Source organism: Achromobacter sp., from assembly GCF_057314935.1.
In genome coordinates this window covers 1-16,360 of the sequence record NZ_DBHKZA010000107.1, presented here as the reverse complement: position 1 = coordinate 16,360, position 16,360 = coordinate 1, and the positions used below count along the sequence as shown (strand labels likewise).

The 16,360-nt window shown below is 64.2% G+C and carries 16 protein-coding genes and 1 tRNA gene; 11 read left to right on the top strand and 6 right to left on the bottom strand.

What is annotated here, in order from left to right; genetic code table 11:
• Positions 1-292: 292 nt before the first annotated feature.
• Positions 293-1,054 carry an IclR family transcriptional regulator gene (locus tag ACO6D5_RS26865; protein ID WP_485827065.1) on the bottom strand — a complete coding sequence of 254 codons (762 nt, stop codon included), beginning with the start codon at positions 1,052-1,054 and terminating at the stop codon, positions 293-295.
• A 160-nt stretch (positions 1,055-1,214) separates the two neighbouring features.
• Here ACO6D5_RS26865 and ACO6D5_RS26860 point away from each other — a divergent pair, with 160 nt between their 5' ends.
• Positions 1,215-2,204, top strand: coding sequence for a tripartite tricarboxylate transporter substrate-binding protein (locus ACO6D5_RS26860; RefSeq protein ID WP_315528003.1), 990 nt, complete (start codon positions 1,215-1,217; stop codon positions 2,202-2,204).
• Between the two features lie 65 nt (positions 2,205-2,269).
• Here the strand turns inward: ACO6D5_RS26860 and ACO6D5_RS26855 are convergent, their stop codons facing one another.
• On the bottom strand, positions 2,270-3,061 hold the full coding sequence (locus tag ACO6D5_RS26855; protein ID WP_315528002.1) for a TrmJ/YjtD family RNA methyltransferase: 792 nt from the start codon (positions 3,059-3,061) through the stop codon (positions 2,270-2,272).
• A gap of 132 nt (positions 3,062-3,193) precedes the next feature.
• Here ACO6D5_RS26855 and ACO6D5_RS26850 point away from each other — a divergent pair, with 132 nt between their 5' ends.
• From ACO6D5_RS26850 to ACO6D5_RS26840, 3 genes are all read left to right on the top strand, one after another.
• Positions 3,194-3,979, top strand: coding sequence for an inositol monophosphatase family protein (locus ACO6D5_RS26850; RefSeq protein ID WP_006225503.1), 786 nt, complete (start codon positions 3,194-3,196; stop codon positions 3,977-3,979).
• A 155-nt stretch (positions 3,980-4,134) separates the two neighbouring features.
• Complete coding sequence (locus ACO6D5_RS26845; protein WP_315528000.1) at positions 4,135-5,721, top strand: TerC family protein; 1,587 nt, start codon at positions 4,135-4,137, stop codon at positions 5,719-5,721.
• Between the two features lie 18 nt (positions 5,722-5,739).
• The gene (locus tag ACO6D5_RS26840; RefSeq protein ID WP_315136169.1) at positions 5,740-6,603 is read left to right on the top strand and encodes an undecaprenyl-diphosphate phosphatase; all 864 of its coding nucleotides are present in this window, start codon (positions 5,740-5,742) and stop codon (positions 6,601-6,603) included.
• 85 nt (positions 6,604-6,688) lie between these two features.
• Here the strand turns inward: ACO6D5_RS26840 and ACO6D5_RS26835 are convergent, their stop codons facing one another.
• The 3 genes from ACO6D5_RS26835 to ACO6D5_RS26825 all read right to left on the bottom strand — a co-directional run bounded on the left by ACO6D5_RS26835 (position 6,689) and on the right by ACO6D5_RS26825 (position 8,776).
• A complete protein-coding gene (locus tag ACO6D5_RS26835) occupies positions 6,689-7,456 on the bottom strand; it encodes a UDP-2,3-diacylglucosamine diphosphatase (protein WP_485827064.1) in 768 nt (255 codons plus the stop codon).
• A complete protein-coding gene (locus ACO6D5_RS26830; RefSeq protein ID WP_006225507.1) occupies positions 7,449-7,958 on the bottom strand; it encodes a peptidylprolyl isomerase in 510 nt (169 codons plus the stop codon). The genes ACO6D5_RS26835 and ACO6D5_RS26830 overlap by 8 nt, the downstream gene beginning before the upstream one ends.
• Positions 7,959-8,092: 134 nt before the next feature.
• On the bottom strand, positions 8,093-8,776 hold the full coding sequence (locus ACO6D5_RS26825; RefSeq protein ID WP_315527998.1) for a tetratricopeptide repeat protein: 684 nt from the start codon (positions 8,774-8,776) through the stop codon (positions 8,093-8,095).
• A 363-nt stretch (positions 8,777-9,139) separates the two neighbouring features.
• Between ACO6D5_RS26825 and cysS the strand changes: the two genes are divergently transcribed.
• The 7 genes from cysS (at position 9,140) to ACO6D5_RS26790 (ending at position 15,541) form a co-directional block, all read left to right on the top strand.
• Positions 9,140-10,594, top strand: coding sequence for a cysteine--tRNA ligase (cysS, locus tag ACO6D5_RS26820; protein ID WP_485827063.1), 1,455 nt, complete (start codon positions 9,140-9,142; stop codon positions 10,592-10,594).
• A gap of 20 nt (positions 10,595-10,614) precedes the next feature.
• Entirely contained in the window at positions 10,615-11,259 is a 645-nt protein-coding gene (locus ACO6D5_RS26815; RefSeq protein WP_006225511.1) for a DNA-3-methyladenine glycosylase family protein, read from the top strand.
• A 36-nt stretch (positions 11,260-11,295) separates the two neighbouring features.
• A complete protein-coding gene (locus ACO6D5_RS26810) occupies positions 11,296-12,261 on the top strand; it encodes an acetyl-CoA carboxylase carboxyltransferase subunit alpha (protein ID WP_059372051.1) in 966 nt (321 codons plus the stop codon).
• A 162-nt stretch (positions 12,262-12,423) separates the two neighbouring features.
• Positions 12,424-13,398 (top strand): tRNA lysidine(34) synthetase TilS, encoded by a 975-nt coding sequence (tilS, locus tag ACO6D5_RS26805; RefSeq protein WP_485827066.1) that lies wholly within the window; start codon positions 12,424-12,426, stop codon positions 13,396-13,398.
• A gap of 146 nt (positions 13,399-13,544) precedes the next feature.
• Complete coding sequence (locus ACO6D5_RS26800) at positions 13,545-14,810, top strand: aspartate kinase (RefSeq protein ID WP_006225514.1); 1,266 nt, start codon at positions 13,545-13,547, stop codon at positions 14,808-14,810.
• A gap of 90 nt (positions 14,811-14,900) precedes the next feature.
• Positions 14,901-14,993, top strand: a tRNA-Ser gene (locus ACO6D5_RS26795).
• Positions 14,994-15,181: 188 nt separating this feature from the next.
• Complete coding sequence (locus tag ACO6D5_RS26790; protein WP_485827062.1) at positions 15,182-15,541, top strand: SH3 domain-containing protein; 360 nt, start codon at positions 15,182-15,184, stop codon at positions 15,539-15,541.
• 521 nt (positions 15,542-16,062) lie between these two features.
• Here ACO6D5_RS26790 and ACO6D5_RS26785 read toward each other — a convergent pair.
• Positions 16,063-16,360, bottom strand: a 298-nt coding sequence (locus ACO6D5_RS26785) for a hypothetical protein (RefSeq protein ID WP_485827061.1), incomplete at its 5' end; no start/stop codon positions are given.

Sequence of the window (16,360 nt, the reverse complement as noted above, 5' to 3'; positions counted from 1 at the left end):
CAGCGTGCGCGGCGTGGGGGCGCTTTCTTTTCGCCGGGCCGCCCCAAGACAAAAATAGCCCCCTCGGGGGGCAGCAAGCACGCGTAGCGTGCGCGGCGTGGGGGCCTTTTTTTGTCGCCGGGCCGCCCCAAGACAAAAATGGCCCCCTCGGGGGGCAGCAAGCACGCGTAGCGTGCGCGGCGTGGGGGCGCTTTCTTTTCGCCGGGCCGCCCCAAGACAAAAACAGCCCCCTCGGGGGGCAGCAAGCACGCGCCGCGTGCGCGGCGTGGGGGCTCTTCCTTTCGCAGGGCCCTCAGGCCTGCATCGCCAGGCGTGCCAGCTCCGCTTTGATCCAGCCGGCGATCTCGCGCTGGCGCTGGGCGGGCATGCGGTCGATGATGGCCGTGACGCTGACGGCCAGCAGGGGCGCGCCTTGCGAATCCAGCAGCGCGCAGCCCACGCCCAACGCGCCGCGCACGGCGTGGTTGCCCACCACCGAATAGCCGCGCGCCAGGGTGTTTTCAATCAGCCGGTACATTTCCTGCGGCGTCATGCCGCCATATTCGTCCAGCCGTCCCGAGTTGCGCTCGACGATGCCGCGGGCGATGTCGTCGGGCAGCGCGGCCAGCAGCGCCATGCCGCCCGAGCCCACGCCCAGCGGCTGGCGCTTGCCGGCGTAAGTGGCCAGGATCTGCACCGGGTAGCTGCCGATCTCGCGATGCAGGCTGATGGAGTCGTCTTCCTCGCGCACCACCAGGAAGACGGCATCGCCCGTTCGGTCGGCCAGGCGGCGCAGTACCGGCAGCAACTGGCGCACCCGCGGATCGCGCGAGCGCGTATCCGGGTCCACCGCCAGTTGGGCGCGGTATTTCTTGGTGCCCGTCACCGGCAGCACCAGGCCCGCGTCGAGCAGGGCGGCCAGCAAGCGGTAAATGGTGGGGCGCTGTATGCCCGTCAGGCGGGCGATATCTGTCACGCTGAGGCCGTCGGGCCCTTGGTCGCGCAAGGCGGCCAGAACGGCTAAACCGCGCCGCAACGTGCGTGGGCCTGCGGCCGCGGCATCACTGTCTTGCATGCAAATCTCTGAGAACTTTAGGTTGGTGCGGGACGGTCAAGGGAAAACCATTGTCCGTAGCGTGGACTCTACCTTGATGCAACCCGCGTGTATAGCTCAGAATGCATCATCCAATAATTCAAATCGTCCACTCGATGGACAGTACCTGCACGGAGACATTATGACTACAGGTCAAAAGCCTGGCCTGCGGCGTCTGGCCGCCACCCTTCTGGCTACCGCCGCAAGCGCATTTGCCATGGGTTCCGCCCACGCTGCCTATCCTGACAAGCCTGTCCGTATCGTGGTCGGTTTTTCCGCCGGCGGCACGACGGATGTGATCGCCCGCATCATGGCCAAGGAGCTCACCGAGAGCCTGGGCCAGTCGTTCGTGGTCGAGAACAAGCCGGGCGCCGGCAGCAATATCGCCACCGACCAGGTGCAGCGCGCCACCCCTGACGGCTACACGCTGCTGTTCGTCGCGGTCACCAGCGCCATCAACCAGACGCTGTACAAGAACGTCACGTTCGATCTCACGAAGGACTTCGCGCCGGTGGCACTGGGCGCCAAGGTGCCCAACATCCTGGTCGTGAACCCGCAAGTACCGGTGAAATCGGTGCAAGAGCTGGTCGAATACGCCAAGAAGAACCCCGGCAAGCTGGCGTTCGCCTCGTCGGGCAGCGGGACCTCCATCCACATGGCCGGTGAGCTTTTCAAGATGAAGGCGGGCATCGACGTGCTGCACGTGCCCTACAAGGGCAGCGCCCCGGCCATGACCGACCTGATCGGTGGCCAGGTGCAGTTCATGTTCGACAACATGCCGTCGGCATGGCCGCACGCCCAGTCGGGCAAGCTGCGCGCCCTGGCCGTCACCACCAGCGACCGCTCCAAGAGCGCGCCGGATCTGCCCACGATGAAGGAATCGGGCTTCACCGATTTCGACGTGTCGTCGTGGTTCGGCCTGCTGGCACCGGCCGGCACGCCGCCGGAAGTGATCAACAAGTTGAACGCGGCCATGCAGCAAGCGCTGGACAAGGCGTCGGTGCAAACCAGCTTCGAGAAGCTGGGCGCCGTGGGCGTGAAGACCACGCCGGCCGAATTCGGCCAGTTCATCAAGTCGGAAGTGGATGGCTGGGCCCCTGTGATCAAGGCCTCGGGCGCCACGGTGGACTGATCATCGAAACTCCCTGCGGTCCGCCGCAGGGAGTTTGATGCAGCAGGGACGGGCGATGCCCGTCCCTATTTTTTTGCGCCGCCGTTGCGTTTCGCGGTGGCCAGCATCGCGGTGCAGACGCCGCGCATCATGTCCACTTCGTCGCGGGTCAATGCCGGGCGCGAAAACAGATGGCGCATGCGCGGCATCAGTTTCTTGGGGTGTGCGGGGTCCAGGAACTGGACGCCGATCAGCGCCTCTTCCCAGTGGGCCAGGAATGCCTGCACCGCTTCGCTGGAGGCCGGCTCCGCGCCGCGTGCCGGTTCCTGGGCGGTGGAGGCGGGCAGCAGCGGTGCGCCCTGGTCCACCAGCAACGCGTAACGAAGCTCCCAGGCGGCCAGTTGCAGGGCCTGGGCGACGTTCAGCGAGCTGTACTCGGGGTTGGCGGGGATGTGGCAGATGCGGTGGCACAGGGCGATCTGGGCGTTGGTCAGCCCGGCGCGTTCCGTACCCAGCACGATGGCGGCCACGCCCTCGGCGGTATCCGCCAGATGGGCGCAGGCCAGGTCGGCCGCCTGCCGGATGTCGCACGGCGGGGGGCCGAGGTCGCGGACGCGGGCGGTCAGGGCGAACGCCAGGGTGACCGGGGCCAGGGCGGCTTCCAGCGACGGATAGATGCGGGCGTTTTCCAGCACGTCCAACGCGCCGCTGGCAAGCGCCACGGCCTCGGGCTGGCTTGTTACATCTGGGAATTTAGGCTCGACCAGCACCAGTTCCGAGAAGCCCATTGTCTTGATTGCACGGGCCGCCGAACCGACGTTTCCGGGGTGGCTGGGGTTCACCATAACGAAGCGAACACGTGAAAATGCTTGAGTCATTTAAAATGGCACGTTTGGCTTAGTGCCTTCCTGGTTTTTTGGGTCGATTTCCCCGGTTGGGGCAACGACGGACCCGGGGGGGCGGCAAGTGGCCTACCATCACGCGAACCCACCGCATACGTACGGAATTTTATGCACCCGATGCTCAACATCGCCATCAAGGCGGCCCGGCGTGCCGGCACCATTATCAACCGTGCCAGCATGGATTTGGAACGACTCAGCGTGGCTCGCAAGGGGCCGCGCGATTATGTCACGGAAGTCGATCGCGCCGCCGAGGAGTCCATCGTCGAAACACTGCATGCCGCTTACCCGGACCATGCCGTGCTGGGCGAGGAATTCGGGCTGCAAGGTCCCGACCAGGCAGAATTCCAGTGGATCATCGATCCCCTGGACGGCACGACGAACTTCATCCACGGCCTGCCCAACTACGCCGTGTCGATCGCGCTGACGCAGCGCGGCCAGGTCACGCAAGCGGTCATCTATGACCCTTCGCGCAACGAACTGTTCACGGCCAGCCGTGGCAGCGGCACCTTCCTGAACGATCGCCGCGTGCGCGTCTCGGGCCGCACTCGCTACCACGAGGCGCTGCTGGGCGCCCATTGGCCCAGCGCTGGCGATCCCGAGCAGGGCTCGCAGCGTTTTCGCCAGATGGCCGAAGGCGCGACGGGCGTGCGCCGCCTGGGCGCCACGGTCCTGGACCTGGCTTATGTCGCCTGCGGCCGCCTGGACGGCTTCTGCGGCGTGGGCTTGAAGCCCTGGGACCTGGCTGCTGGCAGCCTGATGGTCCTGGAAGCCGGCGGCCTGATCGCCGACTTCGACGGCGAACAAGGTTGGATGGACAGCGGCAACGTGCTGGCCGCCAGCCCGAAGATCTTCACGCAGATGCTGACGTCGTTGAACCCGCCGTCGGCCGCCTGATCCCGGCACGGATCACGCAGTACGGAAACCGGCCTTCGGGCCGGTTTTTTTTTGAGGCGCGCCACTGCCCATCAGGCATACGGACGAGGCGTGTCACCGGCGTGTCATGGCATTTCCATGTACGATTACCGGTCGTGTAACTTCTGGAGCTCCTGATGGAGTGGCTGCTAGACCCCGCTGCGTGGGTCGGCTTGCTTACCCTGGTCGTCCTTGAGATCGTCCTGGGCATTGATAACCTGATTTTCATCGCCATCCTGGCGGACAAACTGCCCCCTGCGCAACGCGACCGCGCGCGCATCATGGGGTTGAGCCTGGCCCTGATCATGCGGCTTGGCCTTCTGTCCGTCATGTCGTGGCTGGTCACCTTGACCACCCCCCTGTTTTCCGTCGGTCCGCTGTCCCCCTCCGGGCGCGACCTGATCCTGATGGTGGGCGGCCTCTTCCTGCTGTTCAAGGGCACGATGGAATTGCACGAGCGCCTGGAGGGCGGGCAGCATGCCGGCTCGTCCGGGCCGCGCGTGTACGCCAGCTTCTGGGTGATCGTGACGCAGATCGTGGTGCTGGACGCGGTGTTTTCGCTGGACTCCGTGATCACCGCCGTGGGCATGGTGGATCACCTTGCCATCATGATGATCGCCGTCATCATCGCGATCGGCATCATGCTGCTGGCCTCCAAGCCCCTGACGCGCTTCGTCAATGCGCACCCGACCGTGGTGGTCCTGTGCCTGGGCTTTCTCTTGATGATCGGCTTTTCGCTGCTGGCCGAGGCCTTCGGCTTCAAGGTGCCCAAGGGCTACCTGTACGCCGCCATCGGTTTTTCGGTAGCCATCGAAGCGCTTAACCAGGTGGCGCGCCGCAACCTGCTCAAGCTGGACGCCCGCCGCCCGATGCGCGAACGCACCGCCTCGGCCGTGCTGCGCATGCTGGGCAAGCGCCCGCCCGCCAGCGACGAGCCCGACCTGCCCAATGCGGACGGCCCGGCCATGCCGGCCTTCGGCGTCGAAGAGCGCAACATGGTCAGTGGGGTGCTGACCCTGGCCGAACGCTCCATCCGCTCGATCATGACGCCGCGCACGGACGTCTCCTGGATCAACATCGACGATGATCCTGAATTGATCCGCCGCCAACTGACCGAGGCGCCCCACAGCTTTTTCCCCGTCTGCCGCGGTTCGCTGGACGAGGTGCTGGGCATCGCTCGCGCCAAGGACCTGGTGGCCGACCTGATCACGGAAGGCCGGGTGCGCCGCAACCGCCTGCGCGACCCCATCATCGTGCACGAGGCCATCGGCATCCTGCGTCTGATGGACACGCTCAAGCGTTCGCGCGGCCAGCTGGTGCTGGTGGCCGACGAGTTCGGCGCCATTGAAGGCCTGGTCACGCCCATCGACGTCTTCGAGGCGATCGCCGGCGAATTCCCCGACGAGGACGAACTGCCCGACATCGTGGCCGACGGCGACAACACCTGGAAGATCGACGGGGCGGCCGATCTGCACCATGTCGAGCAGGTGCTGGAAACGGAAGGCCTGGTCGACGAGGCCCAGGACTTTTCGACCCTGGCGGGCTATCTGCTGTCGCGCTTCGGGCATCTGCCCAAGCCGGGCGATGCCTGCGAATACGAAATCCATCACCAGCATTTCCGTTTTGAAGTCCTGGAAATGGACGGCCGCCGCATCGCCCTGGTGCGCGTGGAGAAGCGGCCCCAGGAAATGCTTTCCGATGAAGCATCGCTTGCCAACGATTAACCGGAACCCCTACCTATCGTGACTGAAAACGCGCTCTATCTGATCAAGGCATTCATCCTCGGCATCCTGGAAGGCCTGACGGAATTCATCCCCGTATCCAGCACGGGCCACCTCATCCTGGTCGGCGACTGGATCAATTTCCAGTCCGGCGACGGCAAAGTGTTCGAGGTAGTGATCCAGCTGGGCTCCATCCTGGCCGTGATGTGGGTGTTCCGCGCGCGGCTGCTGCAGCTGATCCGGGGCGCCCTGACCGGCGTGCCCAGCGAAGTGGCGTTCGCCCGCAACCTGATCATCGCCTTCCTGCCGGCGGCCGTCATCGGCGCGATCTTCATCAAGACGATCAAGTCGGTGTTCTACCACCCGGGCGTGGTGGTGGTGACCCTGGTGGTGGGCGGCCTGATCATGCTGTACGTCGAGCGCAGGACGCACCACACGCCGGGTGATCAGCCGGGCGCGGCGGACGACACGGCCTCCGATGAACGGGCCTCTGCCTACACGCTGGAACAGATCACCTGGAAGCAGGCGCTGGGCGTGGGCGTGGCGCAGTGCTTCGCCATGATCCCGGGCACCTCGCGTTCGGGCGCCACCATCATCGGCGGCATGATCGCCGGCATCCAGCGCAAGACGGCCACCGAGTTCTCGTTCTTCCTGGCCATGCCCACGATGCTGGGCGCGGCCGTCTTCGACATGTACAAGAACTTCGGCGTGCTGACCCAGCACGACCTGTCCGGCATCGCCGTCGGCTTCATCGCCGCCTTCCTGAGCGCGATGGTGGTGGTGCGCGCCGTGCTGCGCTTCGTGGCCAACCACACTTACCGCGTGTTCGCCTGGTACCGCATCGTGTTCGGCGCGGTGGTGGCAGCCTGGATCTTCACCCGCTGAGCCTTCGGGCCACGGGATAGAAAAAGGGCCTCGCGATTGCGAGGCCCTTTTTGCGTCGTGGGATCGGTTGCGCGCGGCATCCACCCTACGTTTCCAGGTCGTAGAACTCCAGGCCGTCGCGGTCGATGATGAGCCAACCGCCCCGGGCAGGCGACACGTGGTCGCAATCCCAGTCGGGCAGCACCCAGCGTTCGCGCTTCTTGCCCTCCACCTCCAGCACGTGGCGGGCAGGGCGGTGCGTGTGGCCGTGCACCAGCACGCGCACGCCGGTCTCGCGGAAGATGGCGTCGATGGCGGCGCCGTTGACGTCCATGATCTCCATGGATTTCGTCTGGTTGGCCGCCTGGCTTTCGCCACGGGCCTGTTGCGCCATCGCGAGGCGTTCCGGAATGGTCTTGGCCAGGAACTCGGCCTGCCAGCGCGGATCACGGACCATCTTGCGGAACTGCTGGTACGCGGCGTCGTCCGTACAGAATTCGTCGCCGTGAGTCAGCAGCACCTGGCCGAAATCCGTTTCCAGCAAGGCGGGTTCGGGCAGCAGCTTGGCGCCCACGGCGTTGGCCAGTTCTTCCCCGATCAGGAAGTCGCGGTTGCCGCGGCCCAGCCACACCGGGATGCGTCCGGCGGTTTCCCGCAGCGCCGTCAACACCGTGGCAAGCCACGGGGGGGCGGCGCGGATCACGTCGTCGCCGATCCAGGCATCGAAGATGTCGCCCGGCAGCAGCAGGGCGGCAGCGTCTTCTTGCGCGGCTTGCAAAAAGGCCAGGAAGGCCTCCGAGGTGGCCGGCGTGGCCGGCCCCAGGTGCAAGTCGGAAGCCAGCCAGATCGGGCCGGACAGGGCAATCTTATTCAAGAATTTCGGCCTTCTCGATGATCACGTCTTCGTTCGGCACGTTCTGGTGGAAACCCTTGTTGCCGGTCTTCACGCCCTTGATCTTTTCGACCACGTCCGTGCCTTCGGTGATGGTGCCGAAGACCGCGTAGCCCCAGCCGTTCGGCGTGGGCGACGTGAAGTTCAGGAAATCGTTGTTCGACACGTTGATGAAGAACTGCGCGGTCGCCGAGTGCGGGTCGCTGGTGCGGGCCATCGCCAGGGTGTACTTGTCGTTCTTCAGGCCGTTGTTGGCCTCGTTTTCGATCGGGGCATGGGTCTGCTTTTGCTTCATGCCGGGTTCGAAACCGCCGCCTTGGATCATGAAGCCGTCGATCACGCGATGGAACACGGTGCCGTTGTAGAAGCCTTCCTTGACGTAGGTCAGGAAGTTTTCGACGGTCTTGGGCGCCTTGGCGGCATCCAGGGTGATGACCATGTCGCCTTGGTTCGTGACAAGCTTGACGCGGGGATTGGTGCTCATGGCTTTTGTGCCTTCAGAGGTGGAGGTGGAAGAAGTGGCTGCGGGAGCGGCGCCGACTACGGCCGGGGCAAATGCGGCCAGCGCGAACGAGCACGCCGTGACGCGCAGCAGGTGGAAGGGGGAGTAACGGGACATCATTTGCCTTGTTTATCCTTCAGCATGGTTTCGACTTCGCGGGCTTTGTCCTGCATGCCGGGCACGCCGTCGCTGGCGGCCTTCTTGTAGGTCTGCAGGGCCTGCAGCAGTTGCAGGTCGCCCAGATTCGCTCGGGCAGCCGCATAGCCGGGGTCGGCGCGCAATGCCATTTGCAGGGCATCTTGCGCTTTTTCAAGTTCACCGCGGCTGGCATATAGAGCCGCCAGGTTGTTCCAAGGTTCCGGAAGCTCCGGGAAACGCGTGGTCATGTCGGTGTAGATGTCGATGGCCTCGTTCGTGCGGTTCAAGGCGGCCAGGGCGCGCGCGTGCTGGAACATCAGCTGCACGTCGGTGCCACGCTGGTCCTTGATCTCGGCTTCGCGTTTTTCGATCAATGCCAGGGCTTCATCGGTGTCGCCGCGGTTCAGCAGCATTTCGATGCGCCCGGTGACTTGCGAAGGCGAGGGCGCGAGCCGCGTGTCGACACCGGGCTTGGCGGCTTCCAGCAGCTTGGCCAGGCCGTCCCAGCCGCCTTCGGGAGGAATCGGGTCCAGCGTGGTGCGGGTGGCATTGGGGCTGGCACCCCCGCCGCCGGCCATCGACTGGGCAAGGGCGGTTCCAACCGGCGCGCCGGCGACAGCCAGGGCGAGCAGGGCGACACAAAAACGCGGCTTGATAGTCACGTGGGTATCCGTTAAAAGTCGTGGCCGGCTTGCGCTTACGCGCGCGACCGGGCCGCTTGCTATACTTGACGACCGCCATTTTAGCCCCGGTTGAGTTTTTGGCTCGACATTGGGCATAAGACCGGGGTCTGGGACCCAGAGTGCGGGGAAAATGTTGGGTGAATGTCGGGTGAATGTCGGGTAAATGCCAGGCAAATGTCCGGTGAAGCGCCTGGCAAGAGCCGCCCCAGACTCGACGGCCAGGCAAGACCCATCGTCGATGTTCGATGATGATGGAGTTGGCGGCAGGCTGTGAAGGTATTGTCCTTCGCAAGCAACTTTCCGAATCCGCCCCGGAAGCAATTAGACGAATCCTAAAGCGCCATGCTGCAAATCTACAACACGTTATCGCGTACCAAAGAACCGTTCAAACCGGCCCAGGCTGGTCAGGTGCGCATGTACGTGTGTGGCATGACCGTGTATGACTTCTGCCATCTGGGCCATGCCCGCATGCTGGTCTCGTTCGACGTCGTGCAGCGCTGGCTGCGCGCCAGCGGCCTGGCTGTCGATTACGTGCGCAACATCACGGACATCGACGACAAGATCATCCGCCGCGCTGTTGAAACCGGCCGCCGCATCGGCGAAGTCACCGAGTTCTATATCGCCGCCATGCATGCCGACGAGCAAGCGCTGGGCGTCGAGCCGCCGGACCGCGAACCGCGCGCCACCCAGTACGTGGGCGAGATGCTGGACATCATCGGCAAACTGGAGCAGAACGGCCTGGCCTACCAGGCCGACGACGGCGACGTGAACTACGCCGTCCGCGGCTTTTCCGGCTACGGCAAGCTGTCCGGCAAAACGCTGGACGACTTGCGCGCCGGCGAACGCGTGGCGGTGGGTTCGGCCAAGCGCGACCCGCTGGACTTCGTGCTGTGGAAGTCGGCCAAGGCCGAGGAACCCGACGACACCAAGTGGGAGTCGCCCTACGGCCTGGGTCGTCCGGGCTGGCACATCGAGTGCTCGGCCATGAGCAAGTCCCTGCTGGGCCTGCCGCTGGATATCCATGGCGGCGGTCCGGACCTGAAATTCCCGCACCACGAAAACGAGATCGCCCAGACCGAAGGCGCCTTCGGCGGCACGCTGGCCAATATCTGGATGCATTGCGGCCCGCTCATGGTCGATTCGGACAAGATGTCCAAGTCCCTGGGCAATTTCCGCACCATCCGGCAGACCATCGCCCAGGGCGATCCGGCTGCGGACGCGGCCTCCTACCAGGTCAATCCGCGTGAAGCCGAAATGGTGCGCTTCTTCATCGTGCGCAACCACTACCGCAGCCCGCAGAACTACACGCCCGACAACCTCATCGACGCGCAGAACGCGCTGGACCGCCTGTACCAGGCGCTGCAGAACGTGGCGGCCGACGACCAGGGCATCGACTGGAGCGAGCCGCAGGCCCAGGCCTTCAAGGCCGCCATGGACGACGACTTCAACAGTTCGGGCGCCATCGCGGCTCTGTTCGAACTGGCCTCCGAGGCCAACCGCGGCAAGAGCGCGCGTAGCGCCGGCCAGTTGAAGGCGCTGGGCTCGCTGCTGGGCCTCTTGCAACAGGACCCCGCCGCGTACTTCCAGTCGCCCACCCGCTATTCCGCGGCGGCCATCGAGCAAGGGCAGCGCGCCACGCTGGACGCCGACGCCATCCAGTCGTTGATCGACGCGCGCGCGGCCGCCAAGGCGGCCCGCAATTTCGGCGAAGCCGACCGCATCCGCGCCGAATTGCGCGATGCCGGCATTGAACTCGACGACAAGCCGGGTGGCTTGACGCAATGGCGCAGGGCGTGAGCCCAGTGGATACGCCCGATATGTCCACCGCCGATCTCGACATCCCCAAGCCCGAGTATTGGGAGGCCGCCGTCGCCCACCTGATGCGGCGCGACCGCATCCTGAAAAAGGTCATCCCCCAGCATCCCGAGGTCTGGCTGACCTCGCGCGGCACGCCGTTCGTGACGCTGGCGCGGGCGATCATCGGGCAACAGATCTCCACCAAGGCGGCCGACGCCGTCTGGACCAAGTTCATCGATGCCGTGGGCAAGCGTCCCACGCCGGTCGCCGTGCTGCGCGTAGGCGTGGACGGGCTGCGCAAGGCGGGCCTGTCCCAGCGCAAGGCCGAATACGTGCTGGACCTGGCCGTGCATTTCGGCGAACGCCGCGTCCACCCTGAAAAGTGGGCGGCCATGGACGACGAGGCCGTTATTTCTGAATTGGTCGCCATCCGGGGCATCGGGCGCTGGACGGCGGAGATGTTTTTGATTTTCAATCTACAGCGGCCTGACGTCCTGCCGCTGGATGATCCCGGGTTGCTCAAGGCAATCTCGCTACACTATTTCAGTGGCGAGCCTGTCTCGCGCTTCGAGGCTCGCGAAGTCTCGCTGGCGTGGCAGCCCTGGCGTACCGTGGCAACCTGGTACTTATGGCGCAGTCTGGAACCGACACCGGTTCAATACTGATGCACACCAGGCAGCCCATCTACGGAACCACACTACATGCGCAATACATTTCTGGAATTTGAACAGCCGCTGGCCGAACTTGAAAACAAGATCGAGCAGCTGCGCTACGTGCAGGCCGATTCTGCGGTAGACATCTCCGACGAGATCGGACGTCTGCAGCAGAAGAGCCAGACCTTGGCCAAGGAAATCTACGCCAAGCTCACGCCGTGGCAGACGGCCCTTGTCGCCCGCCACCCCCAGCGCCCCTATACGCTGGACTACGTGCGCGAAATGTTCACCGACTTCCATGAACTGCACGGCGACCGCATGTACGCCGACGACCAGTCCATCATCGGCGGCCTCGCGCGCTTCAACGGCACTCCCTGCATGGTGATCGGCCATCAGAAAGGCCGCGACACCAAGGAACGCGCCGCCCGCAATTTCGGCATGCCGCGTCCTGAAGGCTATCGCAAGGCCCTGCGCCTGATGCGCCTGGCTGAAAAATTCGGCATCCCCGTGTTCACCTTCGTGGACACCCCGGGCGCCTATCCGGGCATCGGCGCCGAAGAGCGCGGCCAGTCCGAAGCCATCGGCCACAACCTGTACGCCATGGCCGAACTCAAGGTCCCCGTGATCTGCACGATCATCGGCGAAGGCGGTTCGGGCGGCGCGCTGGCGATCGCGGTGGGCAACGCCGTGCTGATGCTGCAGTACGCGACCTACGCCGTGATTTCGCCCGAAGGCTGCGCCTCCATCCTGTGGCGCAGCGCCGACAAGGCGCCTGAGGCCGCCGAAGCGCTGGCCATCATCGCCCCGCGCCTGAAGGATCTGGGCCTGGTGGACCGCGTGGTCAATGAACCCGTGGGCGGCGCGCACCGCGACCCCCGCGTCATGGCGCGCCTGCTGCGCCGCGCCCTGGGCGACGCCCTGCGGCAGCTGCAGGGCATGACGCCCGAACAGCTTGTGGAACAGCGCGTCCAGCGCCTGCTGTCCTACGGCGCCTACCAGGAAGTGCGCGCGTAAGGCGGGCAGGGGCGCCGGCAAGCTAGCCGGCGCCGCGACCGCGCTACCCGCGCCATCCTCATGAACGTCCGGCCAACGCCCGACACGCCCGTACCGGCCGAGTCGGGCGTTGTGCATTCCACCGCCCCTTTACCCCCCGTTTCCCAGGAATTGGCCGCTGCGCTGCGCCAGGCCTTGCTGGCCTTGCCCGAGCGTCCCGCGCGCATGGCGGTCGCGGTCAGTGGGGGCGCGGATTCGGCCATGCTTGCCGTGCATGCGGCGGCCGTGGCCCGCGAGTTGCGCATCGGCCTGTCCTTGTTCCATGTGCATCACGGCTTGCAGGCCGCCGCCGATGCGTGGGGGCGGCAGGTGCATGCGCTGGGCAGTTTGCTGGGCGTGCCCGTGGCCGAGGCGCGTGTGCAGGTAGAGCAAGCCGCCGGCAAGGGTATCGAAGCGGCGGCGCGCGACGCGCGCTACGCGGCGCTGGCCCGATTGGCCAACGCGCACGGAACCCGCCATGTGCTGCTGGCGCATCATCGCAACGACCAGGCTGAAACCGTGTTGCTGCGCCTGTTGCGCGGCACCGGGCTGGCAGGCATGGCGGCCATGTCGCCGGCCACGCAGCGCGACGGCGTCTGGTACCTGCGTCCGTGGCTGGGCCAGGACCGCGCCACGATTCTGCAGGCCGCGGCGTCGGTCGAGGCCGCTTGTGGTTGGCGGCCGGTGCAAGATCCGACCAATTCCGATCCCCGCTATACGCGCGCCGCGGTGCGCGAGCTGCTGGCGCCGGTGCTGGACGGCCGCTGGCCCGGGTGGCGGGGCATCGTTGCCCGGCATGCGGCGCACATGGCCGAAGCGGCCGAAATCCTGGACGAGGTCGCCCGCGAGGACTTTGCGCGGCTGGACCCCAGCCCGGACGGCGCCAGTTTTTCGCTGCTGGCGTGGCGCGGATTGTCGGCGGCGCGCCAGGCGCAGGTGCTACGCCACTGGCTGGCGCAGAACGGCGCCCGCATGCCCACCGACGCGCGCCTGCGCGACCTGCTGCGACAACTGCGGGAATTACATAGCCTGGGCCATGACCGCCAATTGCGGGTCGAGCAGGCGGGGCATGTCGTCCGATGCCATCGGGGACGGGTCTGGGTCGAGCCCAGAGGATAAAAACGGCTGCTTTGGAAAGAATCCGCAGAAAAATAGCCGCGTAATGAACATAAATTTCCTCAAACTGAGCAAATTTTTACCGCCGCGCTAGAATATATGGTTTTGCCCGCCACCACTTTGCGGCGGGTTCCCAGCCAGAGTACGAGATGTCCCTGATCGTTCACAAATATGGCGGTACTTCGATGGGCTCGGTCGAGCGCATCAGAAACGTGGCGCGTCGCGTCGCGAAGTGGCACGCCGCAGGCCACCAGGTTGTTGTTGTGCCGTCGGCAATGGCGGGCGAAACGAATCGCCTGCTTGGCCTGGCACGCGAAATCGCGCCCCAGCCCGACGGCCGCGAGCTCGATATGATCGCCGCCACTGGCGAGCAGGCCAGCAGCGGCTTGCTGGCGATCGCCCTGCAGGCCGAAGGCGTGCCGGCGCGCAGCTATGCCGGTTGGCAAGTGCCCGTGCGCACGGATTCGTCCTTTACGAAAGCGCGCATCAGCTCCATCGACGACGCGCGCATCCGCGCCGACCTCGACGCTGGCCGCGTGGTCATCGTGACGGGCTTCCAGGGCATCGACCCGGAAGGCCACATCACGACGCTGGGCCGTGGCGGTTCGGACACCTCGGCCGTGGCCGTGGCAGCGGCCATCAAGGCCGACGAATGCCTGATCTACACCGACGTGGACGGCGTCTACACGACCGATCCGCGCGTGGTGCCCGAAGCGCGCCGCATGGCCGTCGTTTCCTTCGAGGAAATGCTGGAAATGGCGTCGCTGGGTTCCAAGGTCCTCCAGATCCGCTCGGTTGAATTCGCCGGCAAATACCGTGTACCGGTCCGGGTCCTGTCCTCGCTGACCGACCCGCTCATTCCGCTCGACGAAGAAATGGTCTCGGGCACGCTGATTACTTTTGAGGAAGACGAAAAAATGGAAGCCGCCGTTGTCTCCGGCATCGCCTTCAGCCGCGACGAAGCCAAAATCACCTTGCTGGCCGTGCCCGACAAACCGGGCATCGCTTTCTCCATCCTGGGTCCGGTCGCCGCCGCCAACATCGACGTCGACATGATCGTGCAGAACCAGTCCGTGGCTGGCACGACCGACTTCTCGTTCACCGTGAACCGCAACGAGTTCGCGCGTGCCGTGGACCTGCTCAAGCGCGAAGTGATCCCGGCCGTTGGCGCGGGCGAACTGTCCACCGACGAGAAGGTCGCCAAGGTCTCGATCGTGGGCATCGGCATGCGCTCGCACGTGGGCGTGGCCAGCTTGATGTTCCAGACGCTTTCGCAAGAAGGCATCAACATCCAGATGATCAGCACCAGCGAAATCAAGACGTCCGTCATCATCGACGACAAGTACATGGAATTGGGCGTGCGCGCGCTGCACAAGGCCTTCGGCCTGGACCAGACGCCGGGCGCCAAGGAATAAGGACAACGGTTCCGGCACGTTTTTTTTGATCGAAGACCCGCTTCGCGGGAAAACCTCCAAAAATTCGTGCTAGAATCTCGTTCTCTTTTCGGAGACGTGCCCGAGAGGCTGAAGGGGCTCCCCTGCTAAGGGAGTATGTGGCTAAAAACTGCATCGTGGGTTCGAATCCCACCGTCTCCGCCAGATAAGCTTCAGTACTGGCTTCTGGTCAGTGCTGAAGATAAAAACCCCGCAATCGCGAAAGTGATTGCGGGGTTTTTTCATGGGCGCGAGCTGGCCGCCGCGGGTACGAGAGTGCGCTCGATATCTGCATGGGGAAATCGCAGTCTCGCGCCAATTGCCCGCCAGGCGGATCCAACCGAAGGGACACCATGAGATACATCGTCGTTGCACGCCATCGAAGCGAATACCCCAAGCCTATCCACTTCGCCAAGGGCAGTCTAATCACCATCGGTGAAAAGTACGAGGGTCCGGAGGGCTGGAACAACTGGTATCTCTGCCGCACGTCGGATTCGCAGGAAGGCTGGGTGCCGGGGCAGATCATTGAACACCTCGAACCTGGTCGTGGCAAGGCGTTGGAAGACTACACCGCCTTGGAATTGGACGTGGATGCGGGTGACGCGTTGATTGGCTCCCGGACGCTGAACGGCTGGGCGTGGTGCGATCGCCCGTCAGATGCCGGCAGGGGCTGGGTCCCTCTGAAGAACCTCCGGGAAACCGGCAACGATTGATGCGTGATCAGGGAGTCAGACTGCAATTTGCTACCCAGGTCCAAGATCTGAGAAATTGCAGTTAGATTCCGGCCCTACGTCGTGCATACGGGCGAATAGACGTTTATGTCCAGGCAGTTCAAATTGAATTCAGGGCGGGCAATGCGGATCATCAGCGCCGACAGACCATGAATCCAATTACTAGCATTCCGACGAGCGTCCCTCCGATATAAATGGATGCCCGTTCTCCACGTTCGCAGCCGTGAAAATACAAAATGCTGACGGCGGTCGCAATGAGCACGATTAGCATTACTAAAACTAAAGGTCGCCAGTCATTTCGCAGAGTTTTGCACAGCCCTTTGCAGGCAGATCTGACTTTGCTCATGTGTCATCCGCGAAAAGCGCGACCGGGGATTTAATTCTGCCCAATATTCCACGATCGGAATAGTCTTTTCCGGCATGTGGCTAATGGCGCTACTCCCTTGTTTAATGCCAATGCAATGCTCTGCTTACGCTGGTTTTTGTGCGTATGGCGGTCCTGTCTATCGCTCTTCGCCGCGCTTGCATACGGGCTTTCCCGTAAGCGCTTCATTCAAGCCCGGCTCGCCCTGGAGGTATTTCAGCCGCTCAGCGACGCGGTTTAGGACGTCTTGCCGATGGCGCAGGGTGCTGGCCGTTCTGAGTCCGGCGGGTTGTTCAGTCGCATAAACCTGTTCATGTAAGCGGTTACCTTTGCGAGTATGTGGATTTTTATTGAATATATTGTTTTTAATATTCGAGGTCTTATGTCTCCGCCAGATAAGGTTCAGTACTGGCTTCTGGCCAATGCCGAAGAAAAAA

Coding starts and splice junctions, on each gene's coding strand:
- ACO6D5_RS26865 (WP_485827065.1), bottom strand. CDS start 1,054: ATGCAAGACAGTGATGCCGCGGCCGCAGGCCCACGCACGTTGCGGCGC.
- ACO6D5_RS26860 (WP_315528003.1), top strand. CDS start 1,215: ATGACTACAGGTCAAAAGCCTGGCCTGCGGCGTCTGGCCGCCACCCTT.
- ACO6D5_RS26855 (WP_315528002.1), bottom strand. CDS start 3,061: ATGACTCAAGCATTTTCACGTGTTCGCTTCGTTATGGTGAACCCCAGC.
- ACO6D5_RS26850 (WP_006225503.1), top strand. CDS start 3,194: ATGCACCCGATGCTCAACATCGCCATCAAGGCGGCCCGGCGTGCCGGC.
- ACO6D5_RS26845 (WP_315528000.1), top strand. CDS start 4,135: ATGGAGTGGCTGCTAGACCCCGCTGCGTGGGTCGGCTTGCTTACCCTG.
- ACO6D5_RS26830 (WP_006225507.1), bottom strand. CDS start 7,958: ATGAGCACCAATCCCCGCGTCAAGCTTGTCACGAACCAAGGCGACATG.
- cysS (WP_485827063.1), top strand. CDS start 9,140: ATGCTGCAAATCTACAACACGTTATCGCGTACCAAAGAACCGTTCAAA.
- ACO6D5_RS26815 (WP_006225511.1), top strand. CDS start 10,615: ATGTCCACCGCCGATCTCGACATCCCCAAGCCCGAGTATTGGGAGGCC.
- ACO6D5_RS26810 (WP_059372051.1), top strand. CDS start 11,296: ATGCGCAATACATTTCTGGAATTTGAACAGCCGCTGGCCGAACTTGAA.
- ACO6D5_RS26800 (WP_006225514.1), top strand. CDS start 13,545: ATGTCCCTGATCGTTCACAAATATGGCGGTACTTCGATGGGCTCGGTC.
- ACO6D5_RS26790 (WP_485827062.1), top strand. CDS start 15,182: ATGAGATACATCGTCGTTGCACGCCATCGAAGCGAATACCCCAAGCCT.